We start from the raw sequence: 17,393 nt of genomic DNA on the forward strand, positions 1-17,393 counted from the left end.
CAGAAATTAGTTAATCCCCGTTGAAGCTAATTAGAGCTATAAATCTCTAACATTAACCATCAACAACAGCCCACACCAAAAACCGCCCGATGCACGCAGAATCCTATTCGATCCCGGCATCAGGGCGGTATATCCAACTCACTCAATAACTCCTACCTCATCGATTCCTACGTTCTGCATTCATCGGAATGGATCGCATCATTAATTGCCAAAAAATACCAAAAGACGATTCATAGCAATACACCAGCAGTTAACCTTATTCATCCTGTATAAATAAAGCTATCATACAACCGCGCATCTCCACCTCGTGACTGTATAACAATGCGCTGGCATGCCTGATCCGGGAAAATTAAGCTTGTGATCGCGTACATCCCATCCCCAGCAAATACCTCAACCGAGCAGCTATCGAGCACAATTCGTAGATTCAGATGACTGCTATACGGAATATGCACCTGCTGACCACGAGCGAACAACGGATCAAAATCACTCCGCCCGGAATGCTCACGCCGTACACTCAATAGCTCGCTAGTTGCATGATACCCGATCGTCGTATATTGCTCTGCTGTATGATGAATCGTAACCGTTAGCTCATCCAATCCATCATGCTGTGCGCGAAGCCGAATATCCGCAATCGCTGCCGCAGTGATCAACTCATACGGCTGCTTATTACTAACCGTAATGCCAGATAGCTTATGCTTTTCAGTAAAATATCGATCCAGCTCAGCGACCGGACGCTGGCAGATCAGCAATTGATTTTTCAGAGGTCGCAGACATAGCGTGCGTGGAAGCGTCATCGCTCCATTCCAGTCACCTGCTGGCAGCTCACGCGCATAGCGCCAGTTATTCATCCAGCCCATATAGATGCGCCGACCGTCCTGCTCCGGGATATCGGAGAAGCTAACGCCTGCATAATTATCTCGCCCATAATCCAGCCACTGAATGCGATTGTATTCTGGCATGAACTGCCTGCCATCAAAGGAACCGACAAAATACTGTGTCCGCGAGCCATTGCCCAGCTCAGGCTGATCGCCTGTACTCACCAGCAGCACCCATTTCCACGATTCTGTGCCTTCAATCGGCAAGCGGAATAGATCCGGGCATTCCCATACGCCCTCATGAGAGCCAAAGCCTTCCCCAAACCGACTTTCCAGCTTCCAATCCAATAGATTACGCGACGTATAAAAGGATACATTCTGTCCTGTAGCAACGACCATCACCCAGTAGCCTTTTGGACGATACCAGAATACCTTTGGATCACGAACATCACGATCCGTACTGCTAGTCAGCACCGGATTGCCCTCATACTTCGTCCATGTCCGTCCACGATCATGACTGAAGGCGATGCACTGACCGTCCAGATAGGGTGGAGCGGATACTGTATCTGGCGCAGCAGTCGAGAAGACCTCGCCACCTGGATTCTCATGACCCATCGATTCGGTCTGCTGCGTGTACCGATCGGTCTGCTGTGAGTTCCTGTCAATTGGCTCCAGATGACTCGTATAAATAGCCACCAGACCCGGCTCATCTGGAAATAGCCCGGAGGTATTATTCCAGTCCACGACTACACTGCCAGAGAAGATCGTCCCCTGTTCATCAGGATGCAGCGCGACATCAAGCTCCTTCCATTGAATCAGGTCGGTGCTTACAGCATGCCCCCAATGCATCGTGCTCGATACCGTAGAATGCGGATGATACTGATAAAATAAATGATATTCTCCCTCAAAATAAACCAGCCCATTCGGATCATTAATCCAGTTTTGCCCTGGTGAAAAATGAAGCTTTGGCTTGTAAAGCTGCACATCGAATGTTTCCATCGTGTACCCACCCCTTTACGAGAGATCACTGCGGAATAAATTGATAGCGTTTACATATAACCGAAAGCCTAGCCTGTTGTTATTGACATCCAGCTCCTCATGACACGTTTCATATGCTTATGATTTCTGGAAAAGTAGATTCTATTCGGGAGCATGAATGGAGGTCTTAACTTCATTTTATCCAAACAACGTCAGCATAGCTATACTTACTTTTTCAAAATATTGGATATTTCGATGTGGAAATGATGTGAAAATGACGAGAAGAAATGTGCATGATTCCACAAGCAAAAAGCCAGAATCTATCCGGTGCATCGGATGAACTCTGGCTGTGACATACCATGATACATCAGGCTTTTTGAGGATTACGCTTTTAATGATTAAGCTTGTAATGAGTAAAGTGATAATGTGCGGGGTGCTACGTAACAGATGGATACCAAACAGGAACGGTTAGACGATACTGGAGACTTTACGTGCTTGCACATCGAGCTGCTGAGCAGAAGAGGCGAGCAGATTGAACTCTTCCAGTACCGATTCAATCTGTTCCCGGCTTTCCTCAACATTCTGGTGTACATCCGTTGTACCATTGGAAATTTTGTTGATTTCTTTGGCGATCGCATCCGCGCTGCTTTTCACTTCACTGATCGAAGATTCAACCATACCGGAGAGCTTACGCACCTCTTTGGCAACGATATCAAAGCCACGTCCGAATTCGCCTGCATGAGCAGCCTCAATCGCTGCATTGAGGGCGAGCAGCTGTGTCTGTGAAGATATCTCACGGATCGTTTTGACTACATTTTGAATAGCCTGTGCCTGTTGCTGTAAGTTATTTAGCATTAACGTATTATCCGAAGCGACAGAAGCAATTCGCTGAATGCTGGAAAGTATATCACTGTTACGTTTGATCCCATCCTCAGCACGACGGGTCAGATCATCCGCCATCTCCTGCATGTCATTGACAACAGTCGTAATATTCGTTTGACGAGCGGTAATATTCGTTGCGATTTTGCAGACGCTGACTACGCGTGTGCCTTCTTCATTGTAGACAGGCATATATGTCGCTTCAAGCCAGATTGGATTACCGAAAGCATCTTTGCGCTTAATTTTGTCCTGATAGCTACGACCGGAGAATAATCCTCTCCACATCGTTTCGTATTCGGTTGATTGTGTTAGCTCAGGAAAGCAAAAAAGCTGGTGCTTCATACCGAGCATTTGTTCAGCTTTATATCCCATCGCATTCGCGAAATTATCATTTACATAAGCGACCTCACGATTACTATTAAAACGGATGATCGCAAGATTCTGATTGAGTGCCTTCATCACAAGCTGGTCATTGACTTCCACATGATGGTTAGTTGGAATGTAAGTCGACATATAAGTCCTCCATAGTTCAAACTTTAAATAAAACATATTTAGATGGATTATTGTAGGTGTAGATCCCTTTGTATATTAAGAGAGTAAGTTAATATGCTGTATACTTATTTATCGTATACGAATCAATTTTTGATTAGGTATTTTACACTATTTTCATTAAAAATCTCAAAATTATATTTAACAAAATTAAATTTATATCAAAATAATTCTTTTGCTTATAGAAGTATACATAAATGGGAATGAATTGGGCGAGATGACTAAGGCTCGAAGACTCGAAAATCTCTTCTTATGCACAAGCTGGAATTGCTTATACATAGCGCTATAGTGGTAGAAAGCGAAGTGTACAGCATATATACAATGATCTGCTTGATCGATAACTATATGGTGTATATATGTAACATAGGAAGCAAGCTAGCTGGGTATAGCTTTAAGCTGGAATGCTAGCTTTATTATGAAGCGCCAATCACCTCCGCATAAGTAATGGTCTTGTCTTACAACGCTACCTCGACGAGCGTTACGAGTAAAATTCGCGATTTTAAAGCTACTCACCTACATCTTATATACGACTATAGATGCAATTTGGATCTATCGAACGATGTCGAATTTGAGTCTGTAGAACGGTATGCTGATAGTTCCTATCATGCAGTATCTTAACTGTGTATTACACACAAATCATGCGTCTGATTCATGCACGAAAATAATTTCTTTTATGCGCACGTTATAAGCGATTCGTGTGAAGCTCAATAGGTGTCGATTGTAATTGATGCGGAGGTCTTGTTGTTCTCATTGGATGGGAACGCTATACTTAAAAGTAACGTCTCCTCACTCCTTCATAGACGATGGGTTAGACCATAGGTCACTCGATATCAGTCGGATGGAGTAGAGATGGAGCTTTTTACTTTTACATATAGCAGGTGTTTAGAATGTAATACTTTAGATTTAGTAGATTGAAAAGATAACAACCGTCACTCGTCTCATAGCGGCATCAATGATAACCTATGTTCGTTTCACATTCCACGAACAAAAGCCATTATCGTGTGCCGATGAAAGGGGAGAGAAAGCAATGAAGCGCTTTGTCGATTATGGTGGAGAGCCGTATGCATTGTCATGGATTTTACCGAGTCCTGAAGGAATTGCTGTGAGATGTGATTGTGGCAGCGAGGGCTCGATTCGCTGCCGGGATGGTGAGCTCATCTTTACGTGCAGTCAATGTATGCAGAAGAAAATATATGAGCAGGAAGCTGTCTATCGTGTATCGGGTCATTGTAACCAGTGTGATCGCTGGTTCAATGAGCAACTACACGACAAAAGACAGTACACACACAAGATTGTAAATTATGCTTGTCCGCATTGCGGAACGATGCAGGCTATGCCTGTGAAGAAACGTTTCGACGGTGTGTATTATAATTTAGGCATTCGTGATGGACGTGAGCCGTATTTTGGCTTGGAACTGTACTTTTTGTCCTCTTATCGCGGTAAGCCAGTATGGGCGATTAACCGCGCGCATTTGAACTATTTATTAACTTATATCGCTGCCGATCAGCGTCAGCGACCAAGCTATGCCTATACGCGTACTGCTTCCTATCGTTTGCCACGGTATATGAAAGATGCGAAAAATCGCGAAGGTATGATCAAGCTACTCACACGGATGCAAAATCAAACCTGATAAGCTGCACGCTCCACCTGCTTATCTTTACGATCTAAAGGAGTGAAGCGCATGAGCCGTTACGAGGATCGGTTGAATGATTATAATCGCCGTCAGCATGCAGACAAGCTTATCTTCCATACACTGGGTGAGCTGGTGGCGATGTGCGGAAAGCTGCACAATACCTGGTTATACACGAATGTGGACAAATGGGAGCAAGACCCGCTGCATACGCCGATCTATTATTTTAATGAGGAATGGCTCGAGGATCAGCTAGCGGAAGGCCAGGCGACTGAAAATGAGCGGGGCGACATTGTTACTCATGAGCTACGAGATGCAGGCTTGCAGAGCTGGTTCGAAATGGCGACCTTTGAAGATGTGGTTGAGGTGCTACACGATGCAGGAGAGCCTGTAACCTTACCGATGATTGTGATCGCACTCAAATATTATTATGAATATGACGCATTTCTTGATTATGACGATGTGGAAGCAAGGCTACAGCTACACGATGTGTTGAAGCAGGTAGCCGATGAGCAAACGTCCGAATCATGAGCATGAACAGAATTGATGATGAACAGATAGGGAACCATAACAATGATGCACGAAAGGATGAACCCTAATGACTAATAAAGATACATACCGCTTTCAGGTTAATTTGAGCGGCATGATTAATATTTTATCGAATCATTTGTATAGCAATCCACGCGTATTCCTGCGCGAGGTGATGCAAAACGGGGTGGATGCAGTTACTGCACGCACACAGATCGAGCCCGATCATACAGGGCATATTCATATTGAACTGACTGGAGATATCACCAATCGTACATTGATTATTGAGGATAATGGGATCGGTCTGACCGAAGAGGATATTCATGAATTTTTGGCTCAGATCGGTCAATCGTCCAAGCGTGGCGAGGCGGCATTCACAGGCGAGACGTCCTTTATTGGGCGCTTTGGGATCGGGCTGTTATCCTGCTTTATGGTCAGCGATGAAATTGTGATGGTTACACGCTCAGCGAAGGGTGGCCCCACGCTGGAATGGCGCGGTCAACCGGATGGTACGTATAGCATTCGTAAGCTGGATACCGAGCTATCGCCAGGCACCAAGGTATATTTGCGTTGTAAGCCAGGCAGTGAGATGTATTTTGATCCAGAATATCTGGCAGAGGGTCTTTATTACTACGGTGCCTTGCTGCCATATCCGATCACGCTTCAGTATGGTGAACAGTCGAAGGTGATTAATGATCAGCGTCCGGTATGGCTGCACGAGCCAGAGCTGGCACGCAGTCATCGCGATGAGGTGCTGGACTTTGGTGAGCGCTTGATGGGCGAGCGATTCAAGGACTTTATTCCGCTGCGTACGTCTTCCGGTCGCACTGGAGGAATTGCCTTTGTATTGCCACATTCGGTCAATCTGAATGCGAAGCGCTCGCATCAGGTGTACTTGAAGTCGATGCTCGTATCGGATAAGGCGGAAAATATTTTGCCGGACTGGGCGTTTTTTGTAAAATGTCTCATCTGGACGGATGAGCTACAGCCAACGGCTTCGCGTGAGCACTTTTATGAGGATGAGAAGCTACAGCAGGTACGTGAGGAGCTGGGCGATTCGATTCGTAGTGAGCTGATGCGAATGGCAGATTATGATTCTGATCGGTTGCAGCATATTATTCAGCTGCATGTGCTGTCGATGAAGGCACTGGCAACGGAGGATGAGCAATTTTACCGGATTATTCATCGCTGGTTGCCATTTGAAACGACCTTTGGTCGCCGTACACTGGGCGAGATGCTGAAGGAGCATGATACGATCTATTTCACACTCACACTGGACGAATATCGTCAGATTACCCATGTGGCGGCAGCGCAGGCACTGCTTGTCGTGAATGGTGGCTATATTTATGATGCAGAGCTAATGTCGGCTTTGCCGCTTGTCAATGATGCGGTGAGTACGAATCGTTTGATGCCAGAGGATGTATCGCTATCCTTTGTTGATCTGACACCGGATGAGCGCCGCGCCTATTATGAGCTGACTCGAACTGCGGACACTGCCTTGCAGCGTTTCCGTTGCCAGATTCAGTTGAAGCGTTTCAAGCCATCCGAGCTACCTGCCCTGTTCACCTTGTCCAAAGAATCGTCTGAGCTGCGTTCGCTGGAAGCGGCGAAGGAAGTCAGCACGGATACGCTGTCTTCTATTCTCGGTAGTCTTGGCTCGGCAATGGAGCAATCTGCGTATTCGACGCTGTATCTGAATCTGGATAATCCAGTCGTTAGCAAAATTTTCATGCCAGGCAATGAAGCGATGATGGTTGTCGCTGTAGAGATGCTGTATGTGAATGCGCTGATGATGGGGCATTATCCGATGAATCGTCAGGAGCTGGCTACACTGAATCAGGGTATTCTACGCTTTATTGAACTGGGCTTGTCCGCAGGAGGAAGCGGGGAGGCGCGATGAGCGAAATCTTCACCGATCCCGAATGTAAGCAGTTGTTTTGGCAGGCGCGCGGACTTCCAGATGGACCTGCGAAGCTACAGCTGTTAGAGCAGGCTGTACAGCTTGCCGATGCACTAGGCGATGTACAGGCAGGGTATCTAATTCGAGAGGATCTGGTAGAGGCAGCTGTATTTAATGGGTTTGCGCTTAAAGCGATCACCCATTTCTCGTGGCAGCTCGGTCAGTTTGATCGCAATCCCGATCTATATAATGAACAAAACCTCTTATGGTCTTATAAATGGATCATTAGCAATGCGATGCATTTTCCACAGATTAGTACGCAGCAGCTCATGGAGCTGCTGTCAGATATGCGTGATCGCTATCTACATGCGGGTTATAGTGAGCGTACGTATTACAGTAATCGGTTTACGTTATATTTGCATACAGGCGAGTTTGAGCAGGCAGATGAATACTATAGCAAATATAAGAAAATGAAGCGCGAAGATATCAGCGATTGCACTGCCTGTGATCAGAATGAAATTGTAGGCTATTTTGCTAGAACTGGACGATATAAGGAAGCGCTAAAAGCAGCCAAGCCGATTATTGATGGTAAGATGCGTTGTGCGGAAATTCCACACCTGACGCTGGCAGAGCTACTTATGCCCCTATATCAGCTAGGAAGGCAGGAAGAAGCGACCGATTATCAGCAAAAAAACTATCCGATGATTCAAAGCAATCGTGATTTTTTGCGTAGTATTGGACAGCATATTGCTTATCTGGCTCACGTTGATCCGTTCAAAGGGCTGGAGCTGTACGAGCGCCATGCAGCATGGTCGTTTGATTGCGAAAGCCCGCTGGATCGGATGTACTTTCTCGCTTCGGCAGCTGGTTTGTTTACTGTACTGGCACAGGAAACGACCGATTTCCAGATTCGTTTACCCGAGCAGTATCCTTATCCCGAGCACAGCCAGCAGGTATCATTGATTGCAGAGCAGTTGAAAATGATGGCACTGGAGTTAGCGGAGCAATTCGATCGCCGTAATGACACCTCATATTATGTTGAAGCGATGACGAAGCTGGCGGAGGGGTTATCGGTAGCGTGACCGCATAGGTCTGTAGAGTGAACGGATACAACGGGAAATGATTGCAACTCAAGACATATCGCATCGATTACAGGACAGCCTTATAAAGTGTACACATAACAGGAATAGTATAGACCAGTATAGGAGGAAGAATAGATGAGCATGAATACCGAACGTGACTATGAGGAATTGTTGGACGAAGCATATGGCTTGCCGAATGGGCACGCCAAGCTACAATTGCTGGAGGAAGCAGCTCGTATCGCTGATTCACTTGGAGAAGTGGAAGCAGGCTACGAGATTCGCGGAGAGATTGTGGAGACAGCATCGTTCAGTGGTTTTCCGCGTACAGCGTTAGTCGCTTTCTCATGGCAGTTAGGACAATTTGATAAAAATCCAGATATGTACGACGAATGGACATTACTCTGGTCGTACAAATGGATTCTCGGAAATGTTGCGGCTTTCCCAGAAATCGAGCGTGCTCAGATTGATTCGTTGCTGGAGGATATGCGTCGGCGTTATTTGGAAGCAGGCTATAGCGATTATGCTTACCACTACTATCGTTTCGTACTGGCTATCGATTATGGTGAGCTGGATGAGGCGGAGCAGGCACTGAATCAATTAAAGACGATGGAACGCGACGAAATGGCAGATTGTGATGCCTGTGAGCAAAATGAATTTGTCGATTTCTGGGCACAGCGTCAAAATGATGAACAGACGATCCAAATGGCGCAGCCGATTATCAAGGGCAGAATGTCCTGTGCCGAGGTGCCTCATGTGACGCTACCCAAGGTATTGATGCCGTTATATCGTCAGGGCAAGCAAGCCGAAGCCGACAAGTATCAGAAGAAAAGCTACAAATTGATCCATGATAATACTGACTTTGTACTGTCGATCGGTGAGCATATTGGCTACCTGACAGCGACAGACCCATATAAAGCGTTAGAGCTGTTTGAAAAGCATGCGCATTGGACCGATCTGAATGAAGCGCCAATCGATAAGATGCTATTCCATGCCTATACCAGCGGAATGTTCAAGCGTCTGGCACAGGAAACCGTACAATTCAACGTGAAGCTGCCTTCATCCTATCCACATCCTGAGCATGCAACTGATGTGAATCGACTCGCTGCATATTATGGCGAGCTGGCAACCGATGTCGCACGTAAGCTCGATCTTCGTAACGGAAATAGCTATCAAAGCGAGCATGTGAAGCGGTTGATGGATACGGTTTGATGTTTGAATATAGATTAGCAGATGTATAGCTAAGCAAGTATATGACAAAGCGTGTATACGCTATGAGTTAAATAAAAACCATCGGGTCACTTCCTTTTCTGCACGAAGGAGAGGAGGACTCGATGGTTTTTTGTTATTAATCTGATCTACTGACTATCGTTGTCTGGATTATATAGGATGCTGGCGATGATGACCTTCATCCTTAACATATAGATGCAGCTTACAGGCATCTCCATAGCTTATACCTGCACGCGCTGTACCGCTTCATTCATTGCACCTGTCTGTGCATTTAGCTCGCTAGACATATCGGTAATCTTATGGAACATGGAGGCTTGCTCCTGTACGAGATGATAGATTTCATCGGAGTAATCGGAGACCTCGGATGAGATGCGTGAGATCGTCTGTACCGATGCCGCTGCTTCTTCTGTACCCGCAGTAATCTGCTCGGCTGCGGCAGAGATTTCCTGAATGCGATCAGTCACGGTCATAAATGCCTCGACCACACTCGTAAATGCACGCTCCGCATCAGCAGTCATCGTCACGCCCTGCTTGATCTCGCCTGCTGTCTGATTCATCTGTGTACCGATCTGAACGGCTTCCTGCTGAATACCGAGTAGTAGGGTAGAGATCATCTGAACTGATTCGTTTGATGCTTCTGCCAGCTTACGTACTTCATCGGCGACAACGGCGAAGCCCTTGCCATGCTCACCTGCATGTGCCGCCTCAATCGAGGCATTCAGGGCTAGCAGCTTGGTCTGTGCGGCGAATTCTTTTACCGAATGTAATGCACTACCAATCTCCTGAGAGTAGTTGTTAAGCGTGCCTACCATCGTAGACACCTGTGCAGCAGCTTGAGAGATATGATCCATTTGATCGCGTACATGACTCATGCTTTGTTGCCCTGTTTGCGCGGTGTGCAGTGCATCTGTTGCAGCATCCGACACAGCAGAGGAGGATTCGGAAATATTCGTAATTCCGCGTGCGATTTCTTCCATAGCATTAGAGCTATCCATCACGCCCTGCTTTTGCGTATGAGCGCCTTCGCGAATCTTCTCCATCGCGCTGTGAACAGTCGAGTTCATCTGCTGCATGCCGTCAGCATCCTGTCGGAACTGAACCGCTGATTCGGTCAGGATGGAGGTGGTGGTGGATACGCCAGATACCATGCCACGTACCATATCATTGAGATTGCCCGACATATGCAGCATCGCTTTGTAGGTACTACCGATCTCATCATCGTTACGTACATGGCGGGTGGATAATAGGCGATGCGCTTCGGCAAGCTGACCATCTGCCATTTTGAGTACACTGGACTTTAAGGTGCCCAGCGGACGCAATCCACGAATAATAAACCACATCACAATCGCGATTCCAAGCAAGGTGAATACGAATAGCAAAATATACAGAATCCAGCTCGATTTCAGTACATTAGCTTCAATCTGATCAATAACAGCAACGGAGGTATCGATACCAATCACACCAAGCAGCTTACCGTTACTATCTAAAATGGGAGCGTAGGAGGAGATATAGCGACCGTACTCTTCATTATTGATGATCGAAGAGCTGGCACTATGTCCTGCCTGGAGACGTTGAACCGCATCGGCAGGAATATCAGTCACTTCATTGATAGCAGATGCTTTCGCAGGGTCTTTCATTCCATCCACCATCATGAGCGGTGTTCCTTTGGAGTCGATTTTTACAAAATACACATACATCGCGCCAATACGCTGACGGAATTGGTCCAGCTCATCACGAATCGCGAAAAAGCTCGCATTTTCCTGAGGATTCTGGGAAAAGCGAATGTAGCTTGCTGCATCCAGCTGCTTGACATAATTCTCAGCAATCTGAACGTTATAGCTGGAGATTGCCTCCTGCGCCGTCAGCTTCATGTTCGCCAGTTGCAGCAGCAGGCTACCCGCCGCAATCAGCATCATCACAAGTGTTACAATAGCAACAATGCGAATGACCAAATGATTTTTGAAAAAACGAACCATCCCATCCTCTTCCTCTCGCTCACCAACAGTTATATTTACGTGCTACAGACCATAGAATCAGGTTTTTAGCACTATGTAATTGTGAAAATCGTAGCTGAATTTGTCGTTTTTTGCAATAGATTATGACGGAAATAATTAACTTTTATTATGTCATTTTCCGTTTAGAGTCATTAAGGGAATTAGTGGATATGAATTGTGATGATGGACGCTTAGCTCATGTAAAGGATGTGGAATAGAAATATAAATAGAAATAGAAATAGAAAAGCCTATCCATGATCGGATAGGCCTTTTTACTGTTCAGCTATACTCTGACGAAGCTCAATTCACCAGAGAGCATCCCATATCATTTTATGACCGATCTGACGATGCATTCTTGTCCCGACCTGATGCTGTATCACCTGCAACGCGCCAGCGGCGGCTGAACTTGCTCAGACGTGGATGCAGCTGCTGTGGCTCCTCGGTTAATACCAGACTAATTTTGCTAATCCATTCCTCAAAAATAGAGAATGAAGCAAATTGATTCGCCATCTCCGGTGTCATGAGTAAAAAGTAAGGCGATTCGTAATGATCGATCAGCGTGCGTAACGCTGCTTCCATCGGTGTGTACTTTTTACGCTTGCCATCCCAGCCTTCAATAATGACTGCACGATGAGCGTTATGCTGCTTCCAATCCTGCAAGCGTCGTTCACGCTGATAAAAGGGAGCAACCGATTCCTTGGACATCCGTTTGACCGTCTGTTCATGCAGCGGATAGAGCACGAGCCGTGAGAAGTTCATCTGCTGCATCGTTATCAGCGCCTGCTCTAGCTCGCCATCTGATGTATCCTGAAAGGAATCGTAGTAGATCAGTGTGCCGCGTGTAGAGGACGGCGGTGGCTCATAGCCATAGGGGACACGCTGAGTAGGCTGTGGCATGCTGCATGCTCCTTTCGAAAGCGATCTATCACTTACAGATCGCTGTATTTCTTCCTATTGTACTCGTCCAGATGCAGCACTGACCAGCACCGATTGATCAGAAGCGCGAAGAAGAACTTTTCGGACGAGCATGACTCATAATGAAGCGGCTCGCAGGAAGGGCTGGCATACGTGACAGATCGATCGACAGATCCTGCTCGGGCACTTCGTATTCAATATGACCTGCTAGAAATTCCAGACTCACTCGCATCACATCAATGGTCAGCCATTCACCAGCACAGCGATGATCCTGACGATGATCGCCACCACCCTGCGGAATCAGATCAAATGGACTTCCATCCCAATCTGCGAAGCGCTCTGGACGGAATTGCTGCGGCTCATCCCATAGCTTGGGATCATGCGTTGTACCATACACATCGAGTAGCACCGTCGTGCCTTCGGGGAAATGATAGCCTTTCCACGTAAAGTCCTTACGCACGCTGGCACCTAGAATCGGCGTGAACGGATACAGGCGACGTACCTCCTGTACAAACCACTGGCTATACGTATCATCTCCATTTTCAAACGATTCGATCAGCTTCTGATGGGTTTCTGGATACGTATGCAGCGCATGAGCGCTAAATACAACATAATAAGCGATCGCTACAATCGGACGAATAATGTTGATCAGCTCGACAGCAGCGACTTTAGCATCCAGCAGCTCGCCATTCAGATCGCGATGCCAGGAGATCACATGTGCAGCTGTATGCTCATCGGTCTGTACACGCTTTGCACGAATCAATTCCACCAGCTCGGTGACCCATTGTTCTGTACGCTGTCTAGCATCTCGGCCTTCTTTGTATCGGTCGCCTATCGCACCAAAGGCATCCACCATGCTCGCAAGATCGTCAGCGATCGTCTTCATGTCCTGTTCACGAAGTGGTATGCCTGCCCACTGACACGCTGCACGGCACATCACCTGCTGTGCTTCGTCTACCAGCTCAAGCTGTACGGTGCTTTGCCAGCGAAGTGCGGCAGATTGCCATTGCTGCCGTACAATATCCTGAATCATTTGCAGTCGATCTGGTGTCATAAGTGACATGAACATCTGTTTACGATGAGCATGAGCCTGACCATCCAGCGTCTGCACGCCCTTTTCACCAAATAGCGATTTTTGAATGCGTTTCGGGATCGCTCCCCCACGCTGAAACAGCTCGCGATCATAGAATAGCTCTGCCGCCTCCTTGCCACCTATGCAGATGGCAGGCTGACCAAGCAGACGAGTCTGGAAAATATCCGATTGCAGCTTTTGCCTACGGTCAAAGGCATATGTATACCCTTCTGCCAGCAGGTTAATGCTACCATCAATTGTATGATCGCGTGGAATGTCGAGATTTTTCATTCTAATCGCTCCTTTTTGTATGCTGTAGTGGATGTGCTATACTACTTGAGATCAGTCTGGATCATATATCTATACTGAAATTCATTACCTCTAATCACCTCGGGAATAACAGATTTTGTATAAAATGATAACCAGATACATACAGTTCGTTGTTAGCTTCCGCATTACTTTTAAGACTGCTTTACAAGTTTGAACTTGATAGACAAAAGAGAGACACAGAAGATACTCCAGCAATACAAAAGGGAGATAGCAAGGCAACCCTATACTACCAATCTAATAGACCGCATGGATAAAGGAGCTTCCTATGTCAGTTACATTTATTCGATCAACACCTGAGCAGCTTACCGAGGAGCTAGCTATTATTAATTCCAATCCCGACTACAATCTGCTGAGTCATGGCAAAGCGGTACTGACTGCCGGTGAACTACAGGAAGAACATCTTCAGGCGCAGCAGCTCGGCGCAGAGCGCAAGCTGATTATGCAGGATGATACGCCAATCGGCATTGTAGAATTGCTACCACTCTATCCACAGGATGGTTACCCGTGGCTGGGCTTGTTTATGATTAACGGAAGCAAGCGTCGCAGTGGATATGGCGCGCTAGCCTGGCAGGCTGTAGAGCAGATGCTGCTCCAGCGCGGTATTCACGAATTGCGCCTGGCAGTCATTGCAGAGAATGAGCCTGCTCATGCCTTCTGGAAAAAGCAACAATTTCACTATGTGAAGCCATCGGTTAACCATACAGGGCTGAACGTGATTATTTATGAAAAACAGCTGGATATACCTATACTTTCATAACGTTTCGTACTTGATATGATAAAGTGATCATATACAATTGAAGATTTAAATATGCGTTAACAAATGATCGATTTTTTCGATAATATTTTACAAACTTAGCGATTGACACCTGTAGTACCTGCCCTTAAAATTTGTTTAAACCGCAAGGTTTATTCATTATTCAGGGGAGGGACCCTCATGCTGCAAACCATTCAAAAAGTGTTCGAATGGCTATTTGTTCACCGTAACGGCGTATATCATTTCGGTGATGTGTATTGTGAAGACAGCGGCTTCATCGTCTACATCCCTAGAGAAGAAGAATAACTTCGGCGTATAGACTATATGACCTTATCCATAGGCTGCAGCGCACGGTGATTCCGTGTCTGCGGCTTTTGTTTGTTTTCGCATAGATGTGGTAACGGTGAACGAGTGAGATACATGGATGGAATCGGGAAAGCACGGTATAATAGAAAGGACAGGCTTAACGTTAGATGGCATATGCCAGCGTCAATTCGCAATGTACTTCATTTGAATCTATAGCTGAAAGGATGCATGACTATGGCACAATTGCAAAAGGCAACATTTGCAGGCGGCTGCTTCTGGTGCATGGTGACACCATTTGAAGAACTGCCCGGTATTCACGGTATTGTCTCCGGCTACACCGGTGGACATGTGAAGAATCCAACCTATGAGCAAGTAAAAACAGGCAATACCGGTCATTACGAAGTCGTTGAAATTACATTTGACCCGGAGCTGTTCCCGTATGAGCGCTTGCTGGAGCTGTACTGGCCTCAAATCGATCCAACCGACGACGGTGGGCAATTCCATGACCGCGGCTCCCAGTACCGCACAGCGATCTTTTACCATAACGAGCAGCAGCAGGAGCAAGCGCTGCAAACGAAGTCAGACGTAGCGGCGAGCGGTCGCTTTGGCGATAAGCCGATCGTAACTGAAATTCTGCCTGCTGACGTGTTTTATCCGGCAGAAGAATACCACCAGGATTACCACAAAAAGAACACAAAGCATTACAAAGAAGACCGCGAGAAATCAGGTCGCGACGAGTTTATTACGGAGCATTGGCAGGAATCCTGATCTTCTGCACCGAACCACATAGGGCAGCTACAATCCGGATAGGAGCGATTCTGTTCGGGTTGTTGTCTGTTTAGCATCAGAACGTATACTACAATCCAAACAGCAGGAGGGTTGTTCCGATTGAGAAATCATACATACGATGCGGAATGTAGATCATGGCCGCACGGGATTCGATCAAAGCAGAATTAGAAATCGAGCGGGAAAGAATACGATCTTCCTTTACTGCACCTTTAATGCACAGGGGAATCATTGTCGGTTATGTAGCAGATTCTAGCCCTCAGTGTTCTGATACTTTTCCAGCAGAAGCACTGGAAGTGTTGTTTATGAAGCTGGGTACGAAGCAACTACAGGAAATCAATATTCGTTGAATTCAGGCAATGAAGCTGGGCAATATAATGAAGCATGAATCTAACCATGAAAAGGATGATCCCTATGGCACTACGCAACCCGGTAATCTACGGCAACCGATTTGAGCGCTCCCCTGATCACGATTACGGACAATCGATGACGTTGGCTGGAGCCGCGGGTAAAGCGCTGATTTTAACGATTTTACTTGTAGCCTCGGCTGCATACACCTGGTATTTGTTTGTCAACGGTGAGGATGTGAGTGGATTTTTGAAGGTAGGCTTGATCGGCTCGTTAGTCATCGCATTGCCTACTATATTTTTTCCGCGTATCTCGCCGTTTACCGCACCGCTGTATGTCATTGTAAATGGTCTATTGTATGGCGCTGTATCCGCGATGGGCGAATATCTGTATCCCGGTGTTGTGATGAACGCGATTCTGATCACATTATCGCTATTTCTGATCACACTATTCCTGTATGCGACACGTATTATTCGTGTAACGCCGGGGCTGGTAGCTGCGATTAGTATTGCTACACTCGCAATTGCTTTAACGTATCTGGTCAATTTGGTATTGAGCTTTTTCGGTATGAGCGTGCCGTATATTCACGATACGGGCTGGGTTGGCATCGCGATTAGCGCTTTTGTTATCGTGATTGCGACTTCTAATCTGCTGATCGATTTTAGCAATATCGAGCAGTACGCTAACGAAGGTCGTCCGAAATATATGGAATGGTATGGTGCATTTGGTCTGATGATAACGATCATCTGGATGTATTTCGAAATTCTGCGTCTGCTGACCAAGCTGGCTTCTAGCCGTAACTAATTCATAGCATGCCGTCTGTTCGCTTATGGCGAAGGGCGGCATTTTTATTTTTCTATATTGCCCTTATGCAATCATAGCGATAAGGCAACAAGACAGAAATGGATAAAAGGCTAGCTGTGTGGCAGAAGTTGCGTTATAGTATTTTTTATATTTATTTGGAGGAGGGTTCACGGATGATACTTGAAGTCGCGATATTGAATGTAATTCCAGGACAGAGTGAAGCATTTGAAGCAAGCTTCCAGCAGGCTCAGCAGATTATCGCAGGCATGAAGGGTTATATCTCGCACGAGCTACAACGCTGTATGGAGGTGGAAAGCCAGTACATTTTATTAGTACGTTGGGAGACACTGGAGGATCATACGGAGGGCTTCCGTGGCTCAGCCGAATATCAGCAGTGGAAAAAGCTACTTCATCATTATTATGATCCGTTCCCGGTCGTTCATCATTATGAGCTCGTGTGATACTCTACGTTCACTAGCTAGCACCAGTTCAACCA

General features: G+C 46.4%; 15 protein-coding genes. 10 read left to right on the forward strand and 5 right to left on the reverse strand.

The window, feature by feature from the left end:
* Positions 1-260 precede the first annotated feature (260 nt).
* Together IEX62_RS02370 and IEX62_RS02375 are read right to left on the reverse strand one after the other, a co-directional pair.
* Positions 261-1,814, reverse strand: a complete 1,554-nt coding sequence (locus IEX62_RS02370) for a glycoside hydrolase family 32 protein (protein WP_188773791.1) — start codon at positions 1,812-1,814, stop codon at positions 261-263.
* Positions 1,815-2,261: 447 nt separating this feature from the next.
* Entirely contained in the window at positions 2,262-3,185 is a 924-nt protein-coding gene (locus tag IEX62_RS02375) for a methyl-accepting chemotaxis protein (protein ID WP_188773792.1), read from the reverse strand.
* A 1,063-nt stretch (positions 3,186-4,248) separates the two neighbouring features.
* On the opposite strand from IEX62_RS02375, the gene IEX62_RS02380 reads away from it, so the two are divergent.
* The 5 genes from IEX62_RS02380 (at position 4,249) to IEX62_RS02400 (ending at position 9,570) form a co-directional block, all read left to right on the forward strand.
* The gene (locus tag IEX62_RS02380) at positions 4,249-4,851 is read left to right on the forward strand and encodes a hypothetical protein (protein ID WP_188773793.1); all 603 of its coding nucleotides are present in this window, start codon (positions 4,249-4,251) and stop codon (positions 4,849-4,851) included.
* 51 nt (positions 4,852-4,902) lie between these two features.
* Positions 4,903-5,382, forward strand: coding sequence for a DUF7716 domain-containing protein (locus IEX62_RS02385; protein WP_188773794.1), 480 nt, complete (start codon positions 4,903-4,905; stop codon positions 5,380-5,382).
* A 67-nt stretch (positions 5,383-5,449) separates the two neighbouring features.
* Positions 5,450-7,279 carry an HSP90 family protein gene (locus IEX62_RS02390; RefSeq protein ID WP_188773795.1) on the forward strand — a complete coding sequence of 610 codons (1,830 nt, stop codon included), beginning with the start codon at positions 5,450-5,452 and terminating at the stop codon, positions 7,277-7,279.
* Positions 7,276-8,361, forward strand: coding sequence for a hypothetical protein (locus IEX62_RS02395; protein WP_188773796.1), 1,086 nt, complete (start codon positions 7,276-7,278; stop codon positions 8,359-8,361). Before IEX62_RS02390 ends, IEX62_RS02395 begins: the two co-directional genes overlap by 4 nt.
* A 135-nt stretch (positions 8,362-8,496) precedes the next feature.
* Positions 8,497-9,570, forward strand: a complete 1,074-nt coding sequence (locus IEX62_RS02400) for a hypothetical protein (RefSeq protein ID WP_229685562.1) — start codon at positions 8,497-8,499, stop codon at positions 9,568-9,570.
* 239 nt (positions 9,571-9,809) lie between these two features.
* Here IEX62_RS02400 and IEX62_RS02405 read toward each other — a convergent pair whose 3' ends face one another.
* The 3 genes from IEX62_RS02405 to cypC form a co-directional block, all read right to left on the reverse strand.
* On the reverse strand, positions 9,810-11,564 hold the full coding sequence (locus IEX62_RS02405) for a methyl-accepting chemotaxis protein (RefSeq protein WP_188773797.1): 1,755 nt from the start codon (positions 11,562-11,564) through the stop codon (positions 9,810-9,812).
* 348 nt (positions 11,565-11,912) lie between these two features.
* Positions 11,913-12,479 carry a hypothetical protein gene (locus IEX62_RS02410; RefSeq protein WP_188773798.1) on the reverse strand — a complete coding sequence of 189 codons (567 nt, stop codon included), beginning with the start codon at positions 12,477-12,479 and terminating at the stop codon, positions 11,913-11,915.
* Positions 12,480-12,576: 97 nt separating this feature from the next.
* The gene (gene cypC / locus IEX62_RS02415; protein WP_188773799.1) at positions 12,577-13,860 is read right to left on the reverse strand and encodes a CYP152 family fatty-acid peroxygenase CypC; all 1,284 of its coding nucleotides are present in this window, start codon (positions 13,858-13,860) and stop codon (positions 12,577-12,579) included.
* Positions 13,861-14,164: 304 nt separating this feature from the next.
* Here cypC and IEX62_RS02420 point away from each other — a divergent pair, with 304 nt between their 5' ends.
* The 5 genes from IEX62_RS02420 (at position 14,165) to IEX62_RS02435 (ending at position 17,358) form a co-directional block, all read left to right on the forward strand.
* The gene (locus tag IEX62_RS02420; RefSeq protein WP_188773800.1) at positions 14,165-14,656 is read left to right on the forward strand and encodes a GNAT family N-acetyltransferase; all 492 of its coding nucleotides are present in this window, start codon (positions 14,165-14,167) and stop codon (positions 14,654-14,656) included.
* A 177-nt stretch (positions 14,657-14,833) separates the two neighbouring features.
* The gene (locus IEX62_RS23910) at positions 14,834-14,959 is read left to right on the forward strand and encodes a hypothetical protein (RefSeq protein WP_268239784.1); all 126 of its coding nucleotides are present in this window, start codon (positions 14,834-14,836) and stop codon (positions 14,957-14,959) included.
* 243 nt (positions 14,960-15,202) lie between these two features.
* The gene (gene msrA, locus IEX62_RS02425) at positions 15,203-15,727 is read left to right on the forward strand and encodes a peptide-methionine (S)-S-oxide reductase MsrA (RefSeq protein ID WP_188774037.1); all 525 of its coding nucleotides are present in this window, start codon (positions 15,203-15,205) and stop codon (positions 15,725-15,727) included.
* A 432-nt stretch (positions 15,728-16,159) separates the two neighbouring features.
* The gene (locus IEX62_RS02430; RefSeq protein ID WP_188773801.1) at positions 16,160-16,897 is read left to right on the forward strand and encodes a Bax inhibitor-1/YccA family protein; all 738 of its coding nucleotides are present in this window, start codon (positions 16,160-16,162) and stop codon (positions 16,895-16,897) included.
* A 173-nt stretch (positions 16,898-17,070) separates the two neighbouring features.
* Positions 17,071-17,358, forward strand: a complete 288-nt coding sequence (locus tag IEX62_RS02435; protein ID WP_188773802.1) for an antibiotic biosynthesis monooxygenase family protein — start codon at positions 17,071-17,073, stop codon at positions 17,356-17,358.
* Positions 17,359-17,393 lie beyond the last annotated feature (35 nt).

This window comes from Paenibacillus hunanensis, from assembly GCF_014645615.1.
Classification (GTDB): Bacteria; Bacillota; Bacilli; order Paenibacillales; family Paenibacillaceae; genus Saccharibacillus; species Saccharibacillus hunanensis.